The sequence below is a fragment of the Paenibacillus sp. FSL R7-0331 genome (genome assembly GCF_000758645.1).
Classification (GTDB): domain Bacteria; phylum Bacillota; class Bacilli; order Paenibacillales; family Paenibacillaceae; genus Paenibacillus_AQ; species Paenibacillus_AQ camerounensis.
The window spans coordinates 2,206,978-2,221,284 of the sequence record NZ_CP009284.1 but is presented as its reverse complement, the minus strand read 5'-3'; the positions used below and the strand labels follow the sequence as shown (position 1 = coordinate 2,221,284).

10 protein-coding genes are annotated in these 14,307 nt (G+C 51.2%); all 10 read right to left on the bottom strand.

Going from position 1 to position 14,307, the window contains the following annotated elements; all coding sequences use genetic code 11:
- Window positions 1-12: 12 nt before the first annotated feature.
- The 10 genes from R70331_RS09090 to liaF all read right to left on the bottom strand — a co-directional run bounded on the left by R70331_RS09090 (window position 13) and on the right by liaF (window position 14,245).
- Window positions 13-2,751: a GH36-type glycosyl hydrolase domain-containing protein gene (locus R70331_RS09090; protein ID WP_231576434.1), complete on the bottom strand. Its 2,739-nt coding sequence runs from the start codon at window positions 2,749-2,751 to the stop codon at window positions 13-15.
- Between the two features lie 458 nt (window positions 2,752-3,209).
- Complete coding sequence (gene glnA / locus R70331_RS09085; RefSeq protein WP_042174757.1) at window positions 3,210-4,634, bottom strand: type I glutamate--ammonia ligase; 1,425 nt, start codon at window positions 4,632-4,634, stop codon at window positions 3,210-3,212.
- A 282-nt stretch (window positions 4,635-4,916) separates the two neighbouring features.
- A complete protein-coding gene (aroF, locus tag R70331_RS09080) occupies window positions 4,917-5,963 on the bottom strand; it encodes a 3-deoxy-7-phosphoheptulonate synthase (protein ID WP_042174755.1) in 1,047 nt (348 codons plus the stop codon).
- 319 nt (window positions 5,964-6,282) lie between these two features.
- Entirely contained in the window at window positions 6,283-7,239 is a 957-nt protein-coding gene (locus R70331_RS09075) for a 4-hydroxy-3-methylbut-2-enyl diphosphate reductase (protein ID WP_042174753.1), read from the bottom strand.
- Between the two features lie 59 nt (window positions 7,240-7,298).
- A complete protein-coding gene (locus R70331_RS09070; RefSeq protein ID WP_042174752.1) occupies window positions 7,299-8,750 on the bottom strand; it encodes a sensor histidine kinase in 1,452 nt (483 codons plus the stop codon).
- Between the two features lies 1 nt (window position 8,751).
- The gene (locus tag R70331_RS09065; protein ID WP_042174750.1) at window positions 8,752-9,441 is read right to left on the bottom strand and encodes a response regulator transcription factor; all 690 of its coding nucleotides are present in this window, start codon (window positions 9,439-9,441) and stop codon (window positions 8,752-8,754) included.
- A gap of 121 nt (window positions 9,442-9,562) precedes the next feature.
- Window positions 9,563-11,245: a S1C family serine protease gene (locus R70331_RS09060; RefSeq protein ID WP_042174748.1), complete on the bottom strand. Its 1,683-nt coding sequence runs from the start codon at window positions 11,243-11,245 to the stop codon at window positions 9,563-9,565.
- A gap of 212 nt (window positions 11,246-11,457) precedes the next feature.
- Complete coding sequence (locus R70331_RS09055) at window positions 11,458-12,111, bottom strand: response regulator (protein WP_042174746.1); 654 nt, start codon at window positions 12,109-12,111, stop codon at window positions 11,458-11,460.
- Window positions 12,108-13,151, bottom strand: a complete 1,044-nt coding sequence (locus R70331_RS09050) for a sensor histidine kinase (RefSeq protein ID WP_042174744.1) — start codon at window positions 13,149-13,151, stop codon at window positions 12,108-12,110. The genes R70331_RS09055 and R70331_RS09050 overlap by 4 nt, the downstream gene beginning before the upstream one ends.
- 2 nt (window positions 13,152-13,153) lie before the next feature.
- Window positions 13,154-14,245 carry a cell wall-active antibiotics response protein LiaF gene (gene liaF, locus R70331_RS09045; RefSeq protein WP_042174742.1) on the bottom strand — a complete coding sequence of 364 codons (1,092 nt, stop codon included), beginning with the start codon at window positions 14,243-14,245 and terminating at the stop codon, window positions 13,154-13,156.
- Window positions 14,246-14,307 lie beyond the last annotated feature (62 nt).

The following is a 14,307-nucleotide window of genomic DNA, read 5'->3' as shown; positions in this document are numbered from 1 at the left end:
CCTTCCTTTCAGCTAGTTAAGAATGACCTCAAGCTTATGAACCTGCCCTTTCGGCAAGCCATTCAGGACCGTACGCGGAATCAGCACGCCCTCTGAGACGCGCTGAAGCGTCACCACAGCGCCGTTCAGGCTTACTCCGTGTATTTGGTACTCCCCGTATTCCGTGCTTCCTGCGGCCGTGTAGGCAACCTCCAGCTCAAGTCCGGCAAATAGAGTCTTGATAGATGCTTTGCCGGCATAGTCAAACTGTTCTTTTACGAGCTTCGGTTCCAGCAGCAGGTCACCCAGCCGTCCTTTGATACCGAACACCTCAGTAACCATCGTCAGCAGCAGCCAGCTGGCCGAGCCCGTCAGATACGTATACATGCCTCTGCCTTGTTCATTGATATACTCAGGAATTCCCGGATACATCCGGCTGGACTCAAAATCCGCACTCAGGCTGTACAGGGAATCAAGAACCTTATATCCTTCCTGTACATATCCGCGTTTATAAAGTGCATTCCCGTACATTATGGTCATATGACTGAACATCGCCCCGTTTTCTTTATGGCCAAAAGCAAAGCCGAAGGCACGGCCCAGATTCTGCTGAATGCCGCCGAAATCCGAGTTCAGCCGGTAACCGATTTTTGCGTCGTGCAGATTCTTTTCCACGGATGTAATAATTTGCGGAATCTGCTCAGGAGATGCCGCATGGCCGAGCAGCGGAAATACCTGTCCCGTAAGGGTCATGCGTATGCCTTCAGCAGTCTCGCCTTCAACCCGTTCACCGTCATTATTGTAATAGCCGTTGAACCAGCCGCCGCCTTCTTGGCTGCTCACCCATTCGTTGCTGCGCAAATGGCCAAAGATCCATTCTGCTTTACGTTCCAGATCGTCGGCCACCTGTTCAAGCTCCAGCTCTGCCCTGACACCGCTTACCCTGTTCGGAGCAGCGGCATAATAGCGGTTCAGCCGCTCCTGCTTAGCGGATACAGAGGCGTAATCAACGGGATCGCCCAAGGAATCCAGCAGCAATACTAATTCTTCCGCCAGCTCCAGCGTGCCGCTTCCGTTCCGCTCTTTAAGCGTGCGCAGCAGTCCAGACAGCTCATACAGGTTATCTCCGTAAAAAGCGGTAAAGGTGACACTCTCGCCCCGCTGGGCCGCCATATCCAGCCCGTCATTCCAGTCTGCTCCCTCCAGCAGAATATTGTTGTGTCCGCCCACATTAAAGAACGGCACCAGATTCTGCAGCAGAATATGCTCTAGAATTGTCCCCTTATAGATCTTACCGTTATCCGCCAGCAGACTGCTGCCGGCAGCGGGCTCCCAGGAGCTGTCACGTTCACGGCAGCGGCTCATGAAGGAATCACGGAAATAAGTCTGTTCCTCCAGCAGGAAATCCAGATCACCGCTCTGGTTCAGATACAGCAGCGTGGTCATGAACGGCCAGGCTCCGTGGTCCATCCATACCCGCGGAATGTTATTGCGGTCGGCGATGAACTCCCCGGGCTGCTGCCCGATAATCGTTGCATTGCTTCCGTCGATTCTGACTCCCGCATAATTATTGAACAGCAGGCTGCGTACATCCTCCGGCTCCATGATCATCAGGGCCAAACAATCCTGCCATAAATCGCGCCAGCCGCGGCCTCCGCGGCCATAGTCATGATAAGGCAGGAACGAGTTCCCATACAGCCTGCGCAGGACCGGCTGCAAAGTAACCCATTTCATCCACTGATCCCTATCGTTATCTCCGGTATGGAAGGATACCGTATTCACTTTATCTGTCCAGTACTGCTTGTTAATGTCCAGATGAGCATCAAATGCTGCCGCTGAGCCGTACTTAGACATCAGTGCAGCAATATCAATCCGTTCCTCCGCAATTGCCATAACGACTACATAGGAACGGCTCTGTCCGGACTTCAGCGCAGCTGTGGCGAACCTGATCCCGCCCAAAGCTTCATACCCCTGTCTTTGAGCCTCCCCGACGCAGCCGGCCTGCGGCTCAGCGTTCAGCACAACAGCTTCCGGCCAGTCCAGGCTCCCGCCTTCACCGACGAACTCCTCCTGCACCGGGAAGAATCCAGCCGGCTGTGTGCCCTCTTCCTCAGCACCAAACACTCCGTAAGAGGTATAGTTAATCCGGTGTCCCCGCTCATCAAAGGAAAGAGCCGGTTGAACCTCGACACCATAGAGCGAAGTATAAATCCGGTTGAGCAAAGAAGTAACATGCCGGTGGTCACGCAAATCGTCTGCAGAACGGGCATACAGCGGTATAGCCGCTGTTGGAGTAACCACAATCTCTTCTTCCCCCGTATTCGTGAGAATAACCTTCATCAGTTCGGCCTTGTCACTTCCGGCAGGAACAAAGCTGGTTATTTCCGCTTTGATACCGAGCTGCTTATTTTCCCTGGTGATCTTGTGCCACAGCAGCCCGGCTTCCAGCAAAGATTCATCTGCACCTTCAGAATAATATTGCGCATGCTGCCGGGCCGAATTACCGGCTGCCGACCATGCCCCTTTACCGTCTATGTAGACCCAGAAATTACGCGATGCCCGTGAATTATGCAGGTCCTCAACAGACAGCGGCGGTGTAAGGAATGTATTATGCCCGGAAGTCACCTGACCGTGTAGCTGCGGTGTAACGGAAGACATCATTCCGCCTTCATTGACCAGGGGGAAATACAGAAAGCTGCTCCGGTCAGGCTGCTTAAGACTGAACTCTCCGTTAGGTCCGGTAAACTGCCAGTTTGATTGCTTTGTATGTGTCAATGTATTCATCCTTCCAACCCTTATTTACGAAACCGATTTCGCTTTTATTATTGCACCGTCGGCAAATCTTGTAAAGAGGTTTCTGGAGCTCCATCCATACCTATGCAGAACAAGTATCCAAATCTGTCTAAACAGCGTCATAATCATGTTTTTGATGCATAACTACACAATATATAAATGTATAAATAACCTTACATCTACGAAAATATATTTTCGCTGTGCTTATTCACCCTTAAAAATCATACTTATTCCGCTATGTATCTGGTCTACCTATACTATTAATTAATACTGCTTAATATTAGTAATCGCATTCATTTCTATATATAGAAATAATAATCTGATACTCTCGTTGCATTTACGAAAATTTTCGTTAGTCTTGAACGATAATAACATACAAAGAAGCCCCCGGGAGAGTTCCGGGGGCTTCTGGATAACGCACAGCTATTATTTAACGAATCCTATACGTCGAAGTACAGGGCATATTCATGCGGATGAACGCGAATGGCAACCTCTTGTGCTTCACCACGCTTCAGAGCGATATAGTTATCAATGAAGTCTTTAGTGAATACGCCGCCTTCTGTAAGGAATTCGTAGTCAGCTTCCAGAGCGTCAAGCGCTTCGTTCAGGCTGCCTGGAACGCTGCGGATTTTCTCTTTATCAGCATCGGACAATTCGTAGATGTTCTTATCAAGCGGGCCGTAACCCATTTCTTCAGGGTTGATCTTCTTCTTGATTCCGTCCAGACCAGCCATCAGCATTGCGGAGAATGCCAGGTATGGGTTAGCAGTGGAGTCTGGTGTACGGAATTCAATACGACAGCCCTTAGGTGTTACAGCAGCTACCGGGATACGGACAGCAGCGGAACGGTTACCCTTGGAGTAAACCAGGTTAACCGGTGCTTCGTAGCCAGGAACCAGACGTTTGAACGAGTTGGTGCTTGGGTTAGTCAGCGCGATCAGTGCCGGAGCATGATACAGGATACCGCCGATGTAGTGCAGCGCCATTTCACTCAGGTTGGCATAAGCGCCTTTTTCGTAGAACAAAGGCTCGCTTCCGTTGAAGATCGACTGGTGAACGTGCATGCCGCTTCCGTTATCGCCGAACAGCGGTTTTGGCATGAAGGTCGCAACCTTGCCGTACTGGCGTGCAGTGTTCTGCACAATATATTTGTAAGTCAGGAGATTGTCAGCTGTTTTCTTCAGGGTATCGAAACGGAAGTTGATCTCCGCTTGTCCCGCAGTCGCCACTTCGTGATGGTGACGTTCAATTTCCAGGCCGGCTTCAGCAAGCAGACGGCACATTTCGCTGCGGATATCCTGTTGGGAATCCACTGGCGCTACCGGAACATATCCGCCTTTAACGCCGACTTTGAATCCAAGGTTACCGCCTTCTTCTTTGCGGTTTGTGTTCCATGCTGCTTCTTCGGAATCTACGGAGAAGGAAGAGCTGTTCATGGTTGTCTCGTAACGGACATCATCAAAGATAAAGAATTCAGACTCAGGTGCGAAGAATGCTGCTGTACCTACACCGCTTGCCTGCAGGAACTCTTCAGCTTTTACTGCGATACCACGCGGGTCGCGCTCGTAACGTTCGCCATCAGGAGTGAAGATGTCACACATGATATTCAGCGTCGGGTGAGCTGTAAAAGGATCAATGTATACAGTGCTAGGATCAGGCATCATAACCATGTCCGATTCTTCAATACCGCGGAACCCCTTGATGGAAGAACCATCAAAAGCTACACCATTTACAAATGTTTCTTCCTCAACTGCGGATGCCGGCAATGAGATATGATGAGCACGCCCACCCAAATCTACAAAGCGAAAATCCACCCACTCGATATTGTTTTCCTTGATCGTCTGCAACACTTTTTCAACCGACATGAATAATTCCTCCCCAAGTTCCGAACATTAACCCGCTCTCAGTATCAAATGTTCTTGTTTTTATTTTTTTAACTGTCGTCATTATAAAACCGATACCTTACATCGTCAATGCTTATGTCAGGTATTTTTAATAACAATGTAAGATATTCTGACGCTTTCGTGAATATCCCTTACCTTGTCTAAATCAGCATCATAGGGTGGCCCGCTGAATGCAAAACAGCCGTCCTGCCCGCCCGGAAGCGGGTAAGACGGCCATGCCTATGGCAGGTTTTCTCAGATTAATCAGGCAATCGGTGCAGCTTCAAGCTGCTCAGAGAACTTGCGTCCTACAAGCGGAGCGAGCTTCTCCAGATCTCTAAGCAGCTTATCAAACTGATCCGGGAACAGGGACTGAACCCCGTCACCTGTCATTGAATTGTCAGGATCTGTATGCATTTCGATAATCAGACCGTTAGCTCCGGCAGCAACGGATGCCTTTGCCATCGGCTCAACCAGCTCGCGGCGGCCGGTTCCGTGGCTCGGGTCGGAAATAACAGGCAGGTGGCTCAGGCTCTGAAGCACAGGAATTGCCGACAGGTCAAGCGTATTACGGGTATAAGTTTCGAAGGTACGGATACCGCGCTCGCACAGCATGACATCACGGTTGCCTCCGGCCAGAATGTATTCAGCCGCGTTCAGAAGCTCATCGTAGGTCGCGCTGAAGCCGCGTTTGAGCAGCACCGGGCGGCCGCAGGTTCCGAGCTTGCGCAGCAGATCAAAATTCTGCATATTGCGTGTGCCTACCTGCAGAATATCTGCATGCTCCGCACAAATATCCACGTACTCCGGAGTCATGACCTCAGTGATAGTCAGCAGGCCATGCTTCTTACCGGCTTCTGCCATCATAGTCAGGCCTTCAACGCCAACGCCCTGGAAGCTGTATGGACCGGTCCGCGGCTTAAATGCGCCGCCGCGCAGTACCTGCCCTCCGGAGGCCTTAACAAGCCGGGCGATCTCATCGATCTGTTCAGGTGACTCTACTGCACACGGACCGCCCATGACAACGAGATTCTCGCCGCCGATCTTAACCCCGCGGATATCAATTATCGTATCCTCCGGATGGAAGTCGCGGCTGGCCAGCTTATAGGATTTGGTGATTTTCACCACATTCTGCACGCCCTTCATCTGGCGCAAGTGCTCGGCAAGACTCGGTGTAACACCGCCGATCAGCCCGATTACTGTATGGTCTGCGCCGCGGGACAGGTGAACCTGCAGCCCTTGCTTTTCAATAACGGCAATAATATCATTTACCTGCTCCTGCGGTGCCTGATTAGACGTAATAACGATCATATTATAGCTCCCCTTTTAGGATATTATGATTGACGGATTTCACTCTGATACAAAACACTATTTCGCTACGACGCGTGTGTGCTTTTAAGCGCTAAAGTAATTTTAGCTCATATTGCACCTTACGTCAACTAATTTTCAGGCTAAAACCGCCCATTGTTCCATTTATTACTAACGCGGTAATTTTAACCATATTCATTCATGTACTTATAGCTAAACATTTTTGGTAAATAAAAAGCACCCGTCCCCCAAACAGGGAGACGGATGCAGCTATACGCATGTGAAATAGCGAACGGATAAGTTCAGAACCGAAACTGTTGAATCAGGTAGCGCTGGTTGTTTTGTTCTTGACCGGCGGCAGCAGCTTCGCCATATTCACAGTACGTTTGATTTCCCAGGTCTCAGGCTTTGCCGGATCGTACTGCTCCAGATAGTTAATGAGCTCTTTGGTAATCGGTGTTGGCGTGGAAGCGCCTGAAGTTACACCTACCTTGTTAACCCCCTGCAGCCATTCGATATTCAGCTCGGATACATCTGCAATACGGTGGGCTGGCGTACCGGCGATCTCTTCCGACACCTGTGCCAGCCGGTTAGAGTTATTGCTGCGCGGATCTCCGACGACGATCACAAGGTCACATAGCCCGGCCTGCTCAGCCACTGCTTCCTGACGCACCTGTGTAGCCATACAGATCTCATTATGGACTTCCGCGCCGGGATAGGTTTCAAGCAGCTTTTTCATAATGTGCTTGATATCCCATTGGCTCATCGTGGTCTGGTTCGTAATCACGATCCGGCCAGGCGGCACATTCAGGCTGGCGATTTCCTCTTCCTTCTCGATCAGATGGACATGCTCCGGCGCAATGCCGACGGCGCCTTCAGGCTCCGGATGGCCTTTTTTTCCGATATAAATAATCTCGCAGCCTTCCTCTACCTTCTCTTTAATCAGGTCATGCGTCTTCGTCACATCCGGGCAAGTAGCATCGACCGTAGTCAGCCCCTTGGCGCGGGCCAGCTTGCGGACTTCTGGCGAAACCCCGTGTGCGGTAAAGATAACGGTGCCGCTGTCTACCTTATCAAGAATATCCAGACGGTTATGGCCGTCCAGCGTAATAATCCCATCGTCCTCAAAGGAATTCGTAACATGACTGTTATGTACAATCATGCCAAGTATATAAATCGGCCGGGGCAGATCGAGATTCTGGGCGGCCTGCCGCGCCATTACCATGGCATCTACGACACCATAGCAATAGCCCCGGGGAGAAATTTTGATGACTTCCATATATGTTCACCGGCTTTCTGCTGTCAATGACGGCTGTAATAGGACCTGTCTATTATACCCTATTCCAGCGGCGGAGCAAAGAGAAGCGGCAGCCAGATGATAAAGGTTGTCCCCTCACCCTGACGGGTAACAACCTCAACGGACCCTCCATGCTCATCGATAATCCATTTGGCAATTGACAGGCCAAGGCCGATTCCCTCTGTCATTCCGCGTGATTCATCAGCCCGGTAGAACCGGTCAAAAATATGCGGCACCTCGTCCTTATCCATACCAATACCGGTATCCTTGATCCGGATTCCAACCTGGTTGTGATAGAACACCGCATCCATGCTGACCTCACCGGACGGTGTGTACTTAAACGCATTGTCGATAAAAATAAAGAGCATCTGCTGCAGATAATCCTTGTTGCCGACGATATATTTGCCGTTCATCTGGCTTAAGTCACCGATCGACCACTCAGACTGCCGCGGCAAAAATGAGGCTCTGCGCGCTACCTCCGTCATAAGCGGCTCCAGTGCAACCGGTTCCTTGTCAAAAGTACGCCCGGTGTCCGCCCGTGCAAGTGAGAGCATATCGCCTATCAGCCGGCTCATCCGCTTCGACTCATCGGCAATATCCTTAACCGATTCAATGGACAGCTGGCGGATCTCCGCTTCGCTCATCCGGCTCTGATCCGGCTCCATCTCCCAGACCTTCTGCAGCAGGTCGATATTGCCGCGAATCGTTGTAAGCGGTGTCCGCAATTCATGTGAAGCATCCGATACGAACCTGCGCTGGGTGGCATAGGAATCCTCAAGATCCCTGTAAAACCCTTCCATACGCCCCAGCATACTGTTGACCGTCTCAATCAGCCGCCCGATTTCGTCAGGAGGACCATTGTATTCAATACGGGAGCTAAGATCATTGCCGGTCTGAATCCCGTTGGCCGCCTCAATGACCATACCGATTGGACTCATTGATTTGCGCGCAAGGAAAAGCCCGAAGGTAAAGGCGGCAATCAGCGTGGCAAATGAGCCGACAAGCAGAATATTCTTGAGCCGGTTCAGCATCGTGACCTGTTCGCCTGTATACACTGCTACTTGCAGCACACCCGGCATAGCCGTATTGTTAACATTGATCTCAGCAGCAAGCTGATAAATAAGAAAAGGATCGCCGCCATACGAAGCCTGCAGAAACCCCTGCTGTTTGCCCAGATCTTCCTTTGAGGGGATTTTAAATTCCAGATCAATATCAGTCATATTAGGGCTGGGAATCATTTTCTGCAGATCATAAATGTACACTTGAGCGAATAAGCTCTGCCCCGCAGGACCGCCAAGTACTAAATCCAGTGTGCCGTTATTATAATTCCAGACTGACTTGGGCTGAACCTTTGATGCCTGTTCTCTAAGCCGGTCCTTCAAATCCCCAAACGTATTAAAATAGACAAAACCGTAAATTGCGGCTGATAAGGCCAGCAGCATAACGGCCAAAATTCCTGAATACCAGGCTGTCAGCCGCAATTTGATAGACATGTTAATTGTCACCTCTTAAAATATAACCGGCTCCCCGGATTGTCTGAATTAACCGCTTACCTCCATGCTCCTCCGTCTTCTGGCGCAGCATAGCGATGTATACTTCGAGCACATTGGATTCGCCGCTGTAATCATAACCCCAGATTTTGTCCATAATCAGATCACGGGACAGCACCCGCTTCGGATTCTGCATGAACAGATGGAGCAGCTCAAATTCCTTCGCAGTCAGCTCCAGACGCTTACCGGCACGGGTTACCTCACGTGAATCCACATCAAGTGTAATATCTTCATAGCTTACTGTCTGATCCGGTGTTCCGTTCTGCTCGCTCTTGCGGCGGAGCAGCGCCCGCACACGGGCCAGCAGCTCTTCCAGCGCAAAAGGCTTAACCAGATAATCATCTGCTCCCAGGTCGAGCCCCTTTACACGGTGTTCAATCTCATCCTTCGCGGTCAGCATCAGTACAGGAACATTACTGCCTCCCTCACGCAGGCGCCGGCATACCTCGAAGCCGTCCACCTGAGGCATCATTACATCCAGAACAACCACATCCGGGTCACTGTTCAGGACCGCACGCAGCCCGTCTGCCCCGTTGGATGCGGTTTTCACGTCATAGCCTTCAAAGGCAAGGCCGCGCCGCAGCATGGAGGTAATCTTTTCATCATCATCAATAATTAATATATTCGGTCGCATCAAGCAGCCCCCATTGTCCAATTCTTTATATCTCTATTGTAGCATGAATGTACGGATTCACGTCCAGCAGCAGCACAAACGGAAGGGTCGCCCCTTCCGCGTGCCGTACCGTCCGGTGTGTTTACTGCTCCTGAGTTTGGGTTTTGGTGGTATCAAAATCATTTTTGTTGCCGATTGTAACCGGAAGCTCCAGTGTTTTGCCGTCGCGGACCACATTCAGAGTGACCTGGTCACCAACCTTCAGGGATTGAATATAGGTAATCAGCTCCTGGCTGGTCGCATACTTCGTACCGTTCACACCTGTAATGATATCGTAAGGGCGCAGATCTGCAGTGTAGGCAGGCGATTTGAATACAATCTCCGCTACTACTGATCCTTCAGTAATGTCAGTGCCCATCTGCTGTGCCACCTGATCTGTAATGGTCATAAGCGATGCGCCGATGAACGGAACCGGCTCTTTCGGAATTTCCTGATTGGCCTCCAGCTTGTCTACAACCTCTTTAATGGTGTTGACTGCAATTGCAAAACCGATACCCTGTGACTCTGTGCTTACGGCCACGTTCATCCCGATTACTTCACCGTTCAGGTTAAGCAGCGGTCCGCCGGAGTTCCCGGGATTAATCGACGCGTCGGTCTGCAGCAGGTTTTTGTAGTTGCGCGTACCGCTGCCGTCTTCTTCATTAATATCAATGCTGCGTCCTTTCGCACTCAGCACACCGGCAGTGACCGTATGGTCAAAGCCCTGCGGGTTACCAATGGCAACAACCTCGGAGCCGACCTTGAGACTGTCAGAATCGCCAAGCGCTACTGTAGGGAAATCTGCACCTTCAATTTTTAGAACCGCTAGATCCAGATCCTTGCTGGAGCCCAGCAGCTTAGCTTCATAAGGCTTGGTGGTTCCGTCAACAGTAACCTGGATGACATCTGCTCCCTCAATAACGTGCTGATTCGTTAAAATATAGCCGGAAGACTCGTAGATGAAGCCCGTTCCGATACCGTAAGGAGTCAGCTGGGAATCCGAGTTATTCTCGGACTGTGACTGTGAATTCTGGTCTGTTCCGGAAGAACCGCTTCCTCCGAACTGGTCACCGAAGAAGAATTGCGAGAACGGATCGCTCATATTCGGATTAGATGAGCTTCTGCTGGAGCTCTTCACCAGCGTTTCAATCTTCACTACAGCCGGTCCTACCGTATCTACAACATTGGAAACATCTCTAGTACCGGTTAGCAGTGAAGTTGTGGAAGTGGAAGGGGTCACACCTGCACTGCCGACAGCCGATTTAGCCGTTGTACTTGCCACAGAGGCTGTAGTTGCCTGGTCACCCGTGAACCAGTTGCCCCGGTCTGCCATAAACATCGAACCGGATAATACAACCATTCCGGCCAGAAAGGAGACCAGTACTGCTTTAACAGGCTTCTTAGGCTTGTGGTTATACTGCCAGCCGTTTCCGCCGTCCGAACCATTCCCGCCGCCATTGCCCCGTCCGCCGTTACCGTCATATCCGCCTGTACGGAGCGATGTGCTGTAAGGAAGCTGCTTGACCGGCTGCGGAGTTGTAACCTCTACACGTTCAGGCTCACGCCGGTTATAGTGCTGTCCGTTCTCCTGATTGGCTTCATCGTTATTGATAGATTTGAAAGGTCCGTAAGAATAGTAGTATGAAGAGCCGGATTCGGATTCGGATTGACTGCGGTTAGCTGCACTGTCGTTGCCGGAGTTCTGATTAGAAGTATTTGAATGATCCCATTCCCGGTTCGGTGTCGGTTCGTTATCTCGATTAAAATTGTTTTTGTTGTTTTCCATGGTTGCTTTCCTCCCGTGCCTTGTCTGTCTGACAAGGAGTATTGTGTTTTCTTCTTGTTCTTATTTTGTACTTTAAACCTTAACTCTACATTAAAAACAATTTAACCAGAGATAAAAGATGAAGGAATTTGGGCTGCAGCGGCAAAAAAAATCCCGGTGCATGAATGCAGCGGGACCTAATTGGATATTTATATGATGATTAACCTCGCATGCTAACCCTGCGCCCATCCCTTGCGGTGTGCGTAAATGGCCAGCTGGGTTCGGTCGTCCAGCTCACATTTCATCAGCAGGTTGCTGACATGCGTCTTGACCGTCTTGATGCTGATGTGCAGCTCCTCACCGATATCCTTATTCGTTTTGCCCTCGGCTATAAGAAGCAGGACTTCCTTCTCGCGTTCGGTCAGGCCTGAGGAGTCTCCTTGAACGGTCCGCTGGCGGATGCCGCGGGTTAACGCCTGCGAGACATCACCAGTCATAACCGGCATACCGCGGTATGCACCCTGCAGTGCATAGATCAGTTCTTCGGCAGAGACCGTCTTAAGCACATAGCTGACGGCTCCGGCTTCAATGGCGTCTACTACCAGATCATCCTCCAGGAAGCTGGTAAGAATAACGATCTTCAGACCCGGAAATTCAGCCAGCACAGCCCGGGTGGTCTCGGCTCCGTTCATCACCGGCATCATCAGATCCATCAGCACCAGATCCGGCAGACTCTCCCGTTCCCAGCCGCGCAGCGTATTCAGCGCCTCTTCACCGTTGGCGGCTTCGCCGATAACTTCAAACTTCGGGTCCAGCATAAGATAGGTTTTGAGCCCCATCCGCACCATGTCATGATCATCCACCAGCAGCACCTTTATGACACTCATATCTGCTCCTCCTGTTCCTGATTGCCTTGTACAAACTTTGGTATATGTACGCGGATTGTCGTCCCCGCTCCTTTGCGGCTGATAATCTCCACCTGCCCGCCCAGCTTTTCCGCACGCTCGCGCATTGTGGTAAGTCCATACGAACCCTGCTTATGCTGCACATGCTCAAACCCCTGGCCGTCATCACTGATGCTCAGCACGACCTGTCTGGGCGCCTCGCGCAGTGACAGGCTGACCACACGTGCTCCGGCATGCTTAACAATGTTAGCCATAGACTCCTGGATAATGAGGAACAGCTGGTGTTCAATTGCCTCCGACAGCTCTCCTTGCAGCTCCAGCTCCTTGACACCTTTAAGCCCGTTCTGGCGGCAATAGTCGGGGAACCATTTTTCCAGCGCCTCGAACAGATTGCGTCCCTCCAGCTCCACCGGACGCAGCTGGGCAATCAGCGCCCTCATCTGCTTTTGCGCCATCTGGGACATCGTGATGAGCTGCTGCATGACCGTTATTCCCTGCTGCTCATTGCGTTCCAGCACTTTAGGCAGCGAAGAAGCGGACATATGGATCGCGAACAGCTGCTGGCTTACCGTGTCATGCAAATCACGGGCCATCCGCCGCCGTTCCTCCAATACCGCACTCTCCGCTGCCTTCTCCTTCTCAATCACTTCCTGTTCGCCGAGACGCTGCAGAATCTGCATTTTATTCTCAACGGTATCCATCATCATATTGAACTCATGATACACCCTGGCAAAGGACTGGTCATCACTCTCCGGCATCCGTACGGACAGATTGCCTTTGGCGACCTGCAGCATATTTAGGTCGAGATGATCAATCCGCCGCTGAATCCGCTGCCCGGCCATATAACCGACGACGATGTTGAACAGCACGATCCCGAGGATAAGATACAGCCACATCCGGTAATCCACAACCTCTATATAGCCCAGGCATGTCCCTGTATAGACCAGACCGGCAGCAACGCCGCCGCTGAGGAGGAAATAGAGCAGCAGCAGCCATTTGGTATTGCTGAAGATTGTCCCCATTGTCAGCCCACCGTTTTAACCTTGATGTCACCGATGAAAGCACTGACGTTGATCCGGATTTTTTTACCCGCTTCCTTATAATACGGGGTCTTGCACTGCACACTGCTCATGAAACCGCTGCGCGTCTGCTCCAGCACCTGCATGTCTCCGATGAAGGAGCTGCTGTTAACCGAGACACCCAGGTCCATATCGTCAGGGATATAGACCTTGATGTCGCCGACAAACGCCGAAATGTTAATCTTGGTCTCGCCGTAAGGAATCTGCGCATTGGTCAGATCAAGCACCGTATCTCCGATGAACTGTGAAATATTCGTGTGCTTCAGCTGAAAATGCTCCTTACCCATATGCACATCTCCGATGAATGCCGAACGGTTGGTCGTTTCCTTATCATTGTGCTCTTCATGAAACTCCTCATGCCATTCACCGTGTCTGCGGGCATGCCGCTGCTGGCGCTCCCGGCGCCGCTGCTCATGCCGCTCCCGGTTCTCCTTCCAGTGGCCCTCCGAGGCCGACTGGAAATACCCCTTCGGGCTCTGATCCGCGTCATGCTCATCCTGATCTTCCTTGGATAAATAACCGTTCCAGTCACGCTCTCCGGCAGGCTTGCCGAATTTCTGCTCAAACTGCTCGTCGAGTGTTGATTCCAGCGGCTTCGGTGCAGGTACCGGGTCATTCGCTCCAGGCCCGGGCGGATAGAAGTCCGGCGGTGAGGAAGGTGCCGGTGGCACAGGCGGAATATTCCGGCCGCGCGGTCTGAAAATGACATACAGACCTCCGCCGATAAGCATTACCGGAAAGAGCAGCTTGAAGAAATCACCGGGCGAAACATCGAACCATTCCAGATTCCGGCCCAGGAAATACACTCCGAGAGCCAGGAAAAAGAATCCCCAGAAGGCCGAAGAGCCTTTTGACCCGTTATCATTGGTGGACAGAAAATTCTGCAGCCCCATCCAGATCAGAACGAGCGGCCAATAATCGGAAATCAGAGAGCCTATGCTGAAATCGGTATATCCCATCTGTCTCAGCAGGAACATCCCGCCGAGCCCGATCAGGATCAGTCCGCCAAGAATCTGGCTCGTGAACCTTCTTTTCATCCTACATTTCCCCTTTATGCTGTCATATTCGCCTTCATGCGTAACTTATACCACTAGTCTAC

Bases quoted from the DNA above. Each gene is read 5' to 3' on its own strand.
- R70331_RS09055 (WP_042174746.1), bottom strand. From the start codon at position 12,111: ATGAGTGTCATAAAGGTGCTGCTGGTGGATGATCATGACATGGTGCGG.
- liaF (WP_042174742.1), bottom strand. From the start codon at position 14,245: ATGAAAAGAAGGTTCACGAGCCAGATTCTTGGCGGACTGATCCTGATC.
- R70331_RS09060 (WP_042174748.1), bottom strand. From the start codon at position 11,245: ATGGAAAACAACAAAAACAATTTTAATCGAGATAACGAACCGACACCG.
- glnA (WP_042174757.1), bottom strand. From the start codon at position 4,634: ATGTCGGTTGAAAAAGTGTTGCAGACGATCAAGGAAAACAATATCGAG.
- aroF (WP_042174755.1), bottom strand. From the start codon at position 5,963: ATGATCGTTATTACGTCTAATCAGGCACCGCAGGAGCAGGTAAATGAT.
- R70331_RS09065 (WP_042174750.1), bottom strand. From the start codon at position 9,441: ATGCGACCGAATATATTAATTATTGATGATGATGAAAAGATTACCTCC.
- R70331_RS09070 (WP_042174752.1), bottom strand. From the start codon at position 8,750: ATGTCTATCAAATTGCGGCTGACAGCCTGGTATTCAGGAATTTTGGCC.
- R70331_RS09050 (WP_042174744.1), bottom strand. From the start codon at position 13,151: ATGGGGACAATCTTCAGCAATACCAAATGGCTGCTGCTGCTCTATTTC.
- R70331_RS09075 (WP_042174753.1), bottom strand. From the start codon at position 7,239: ATGGAAGTCATCAAAATTTCTCCCCGGGGCTATTGCTATGGTGTCGTA.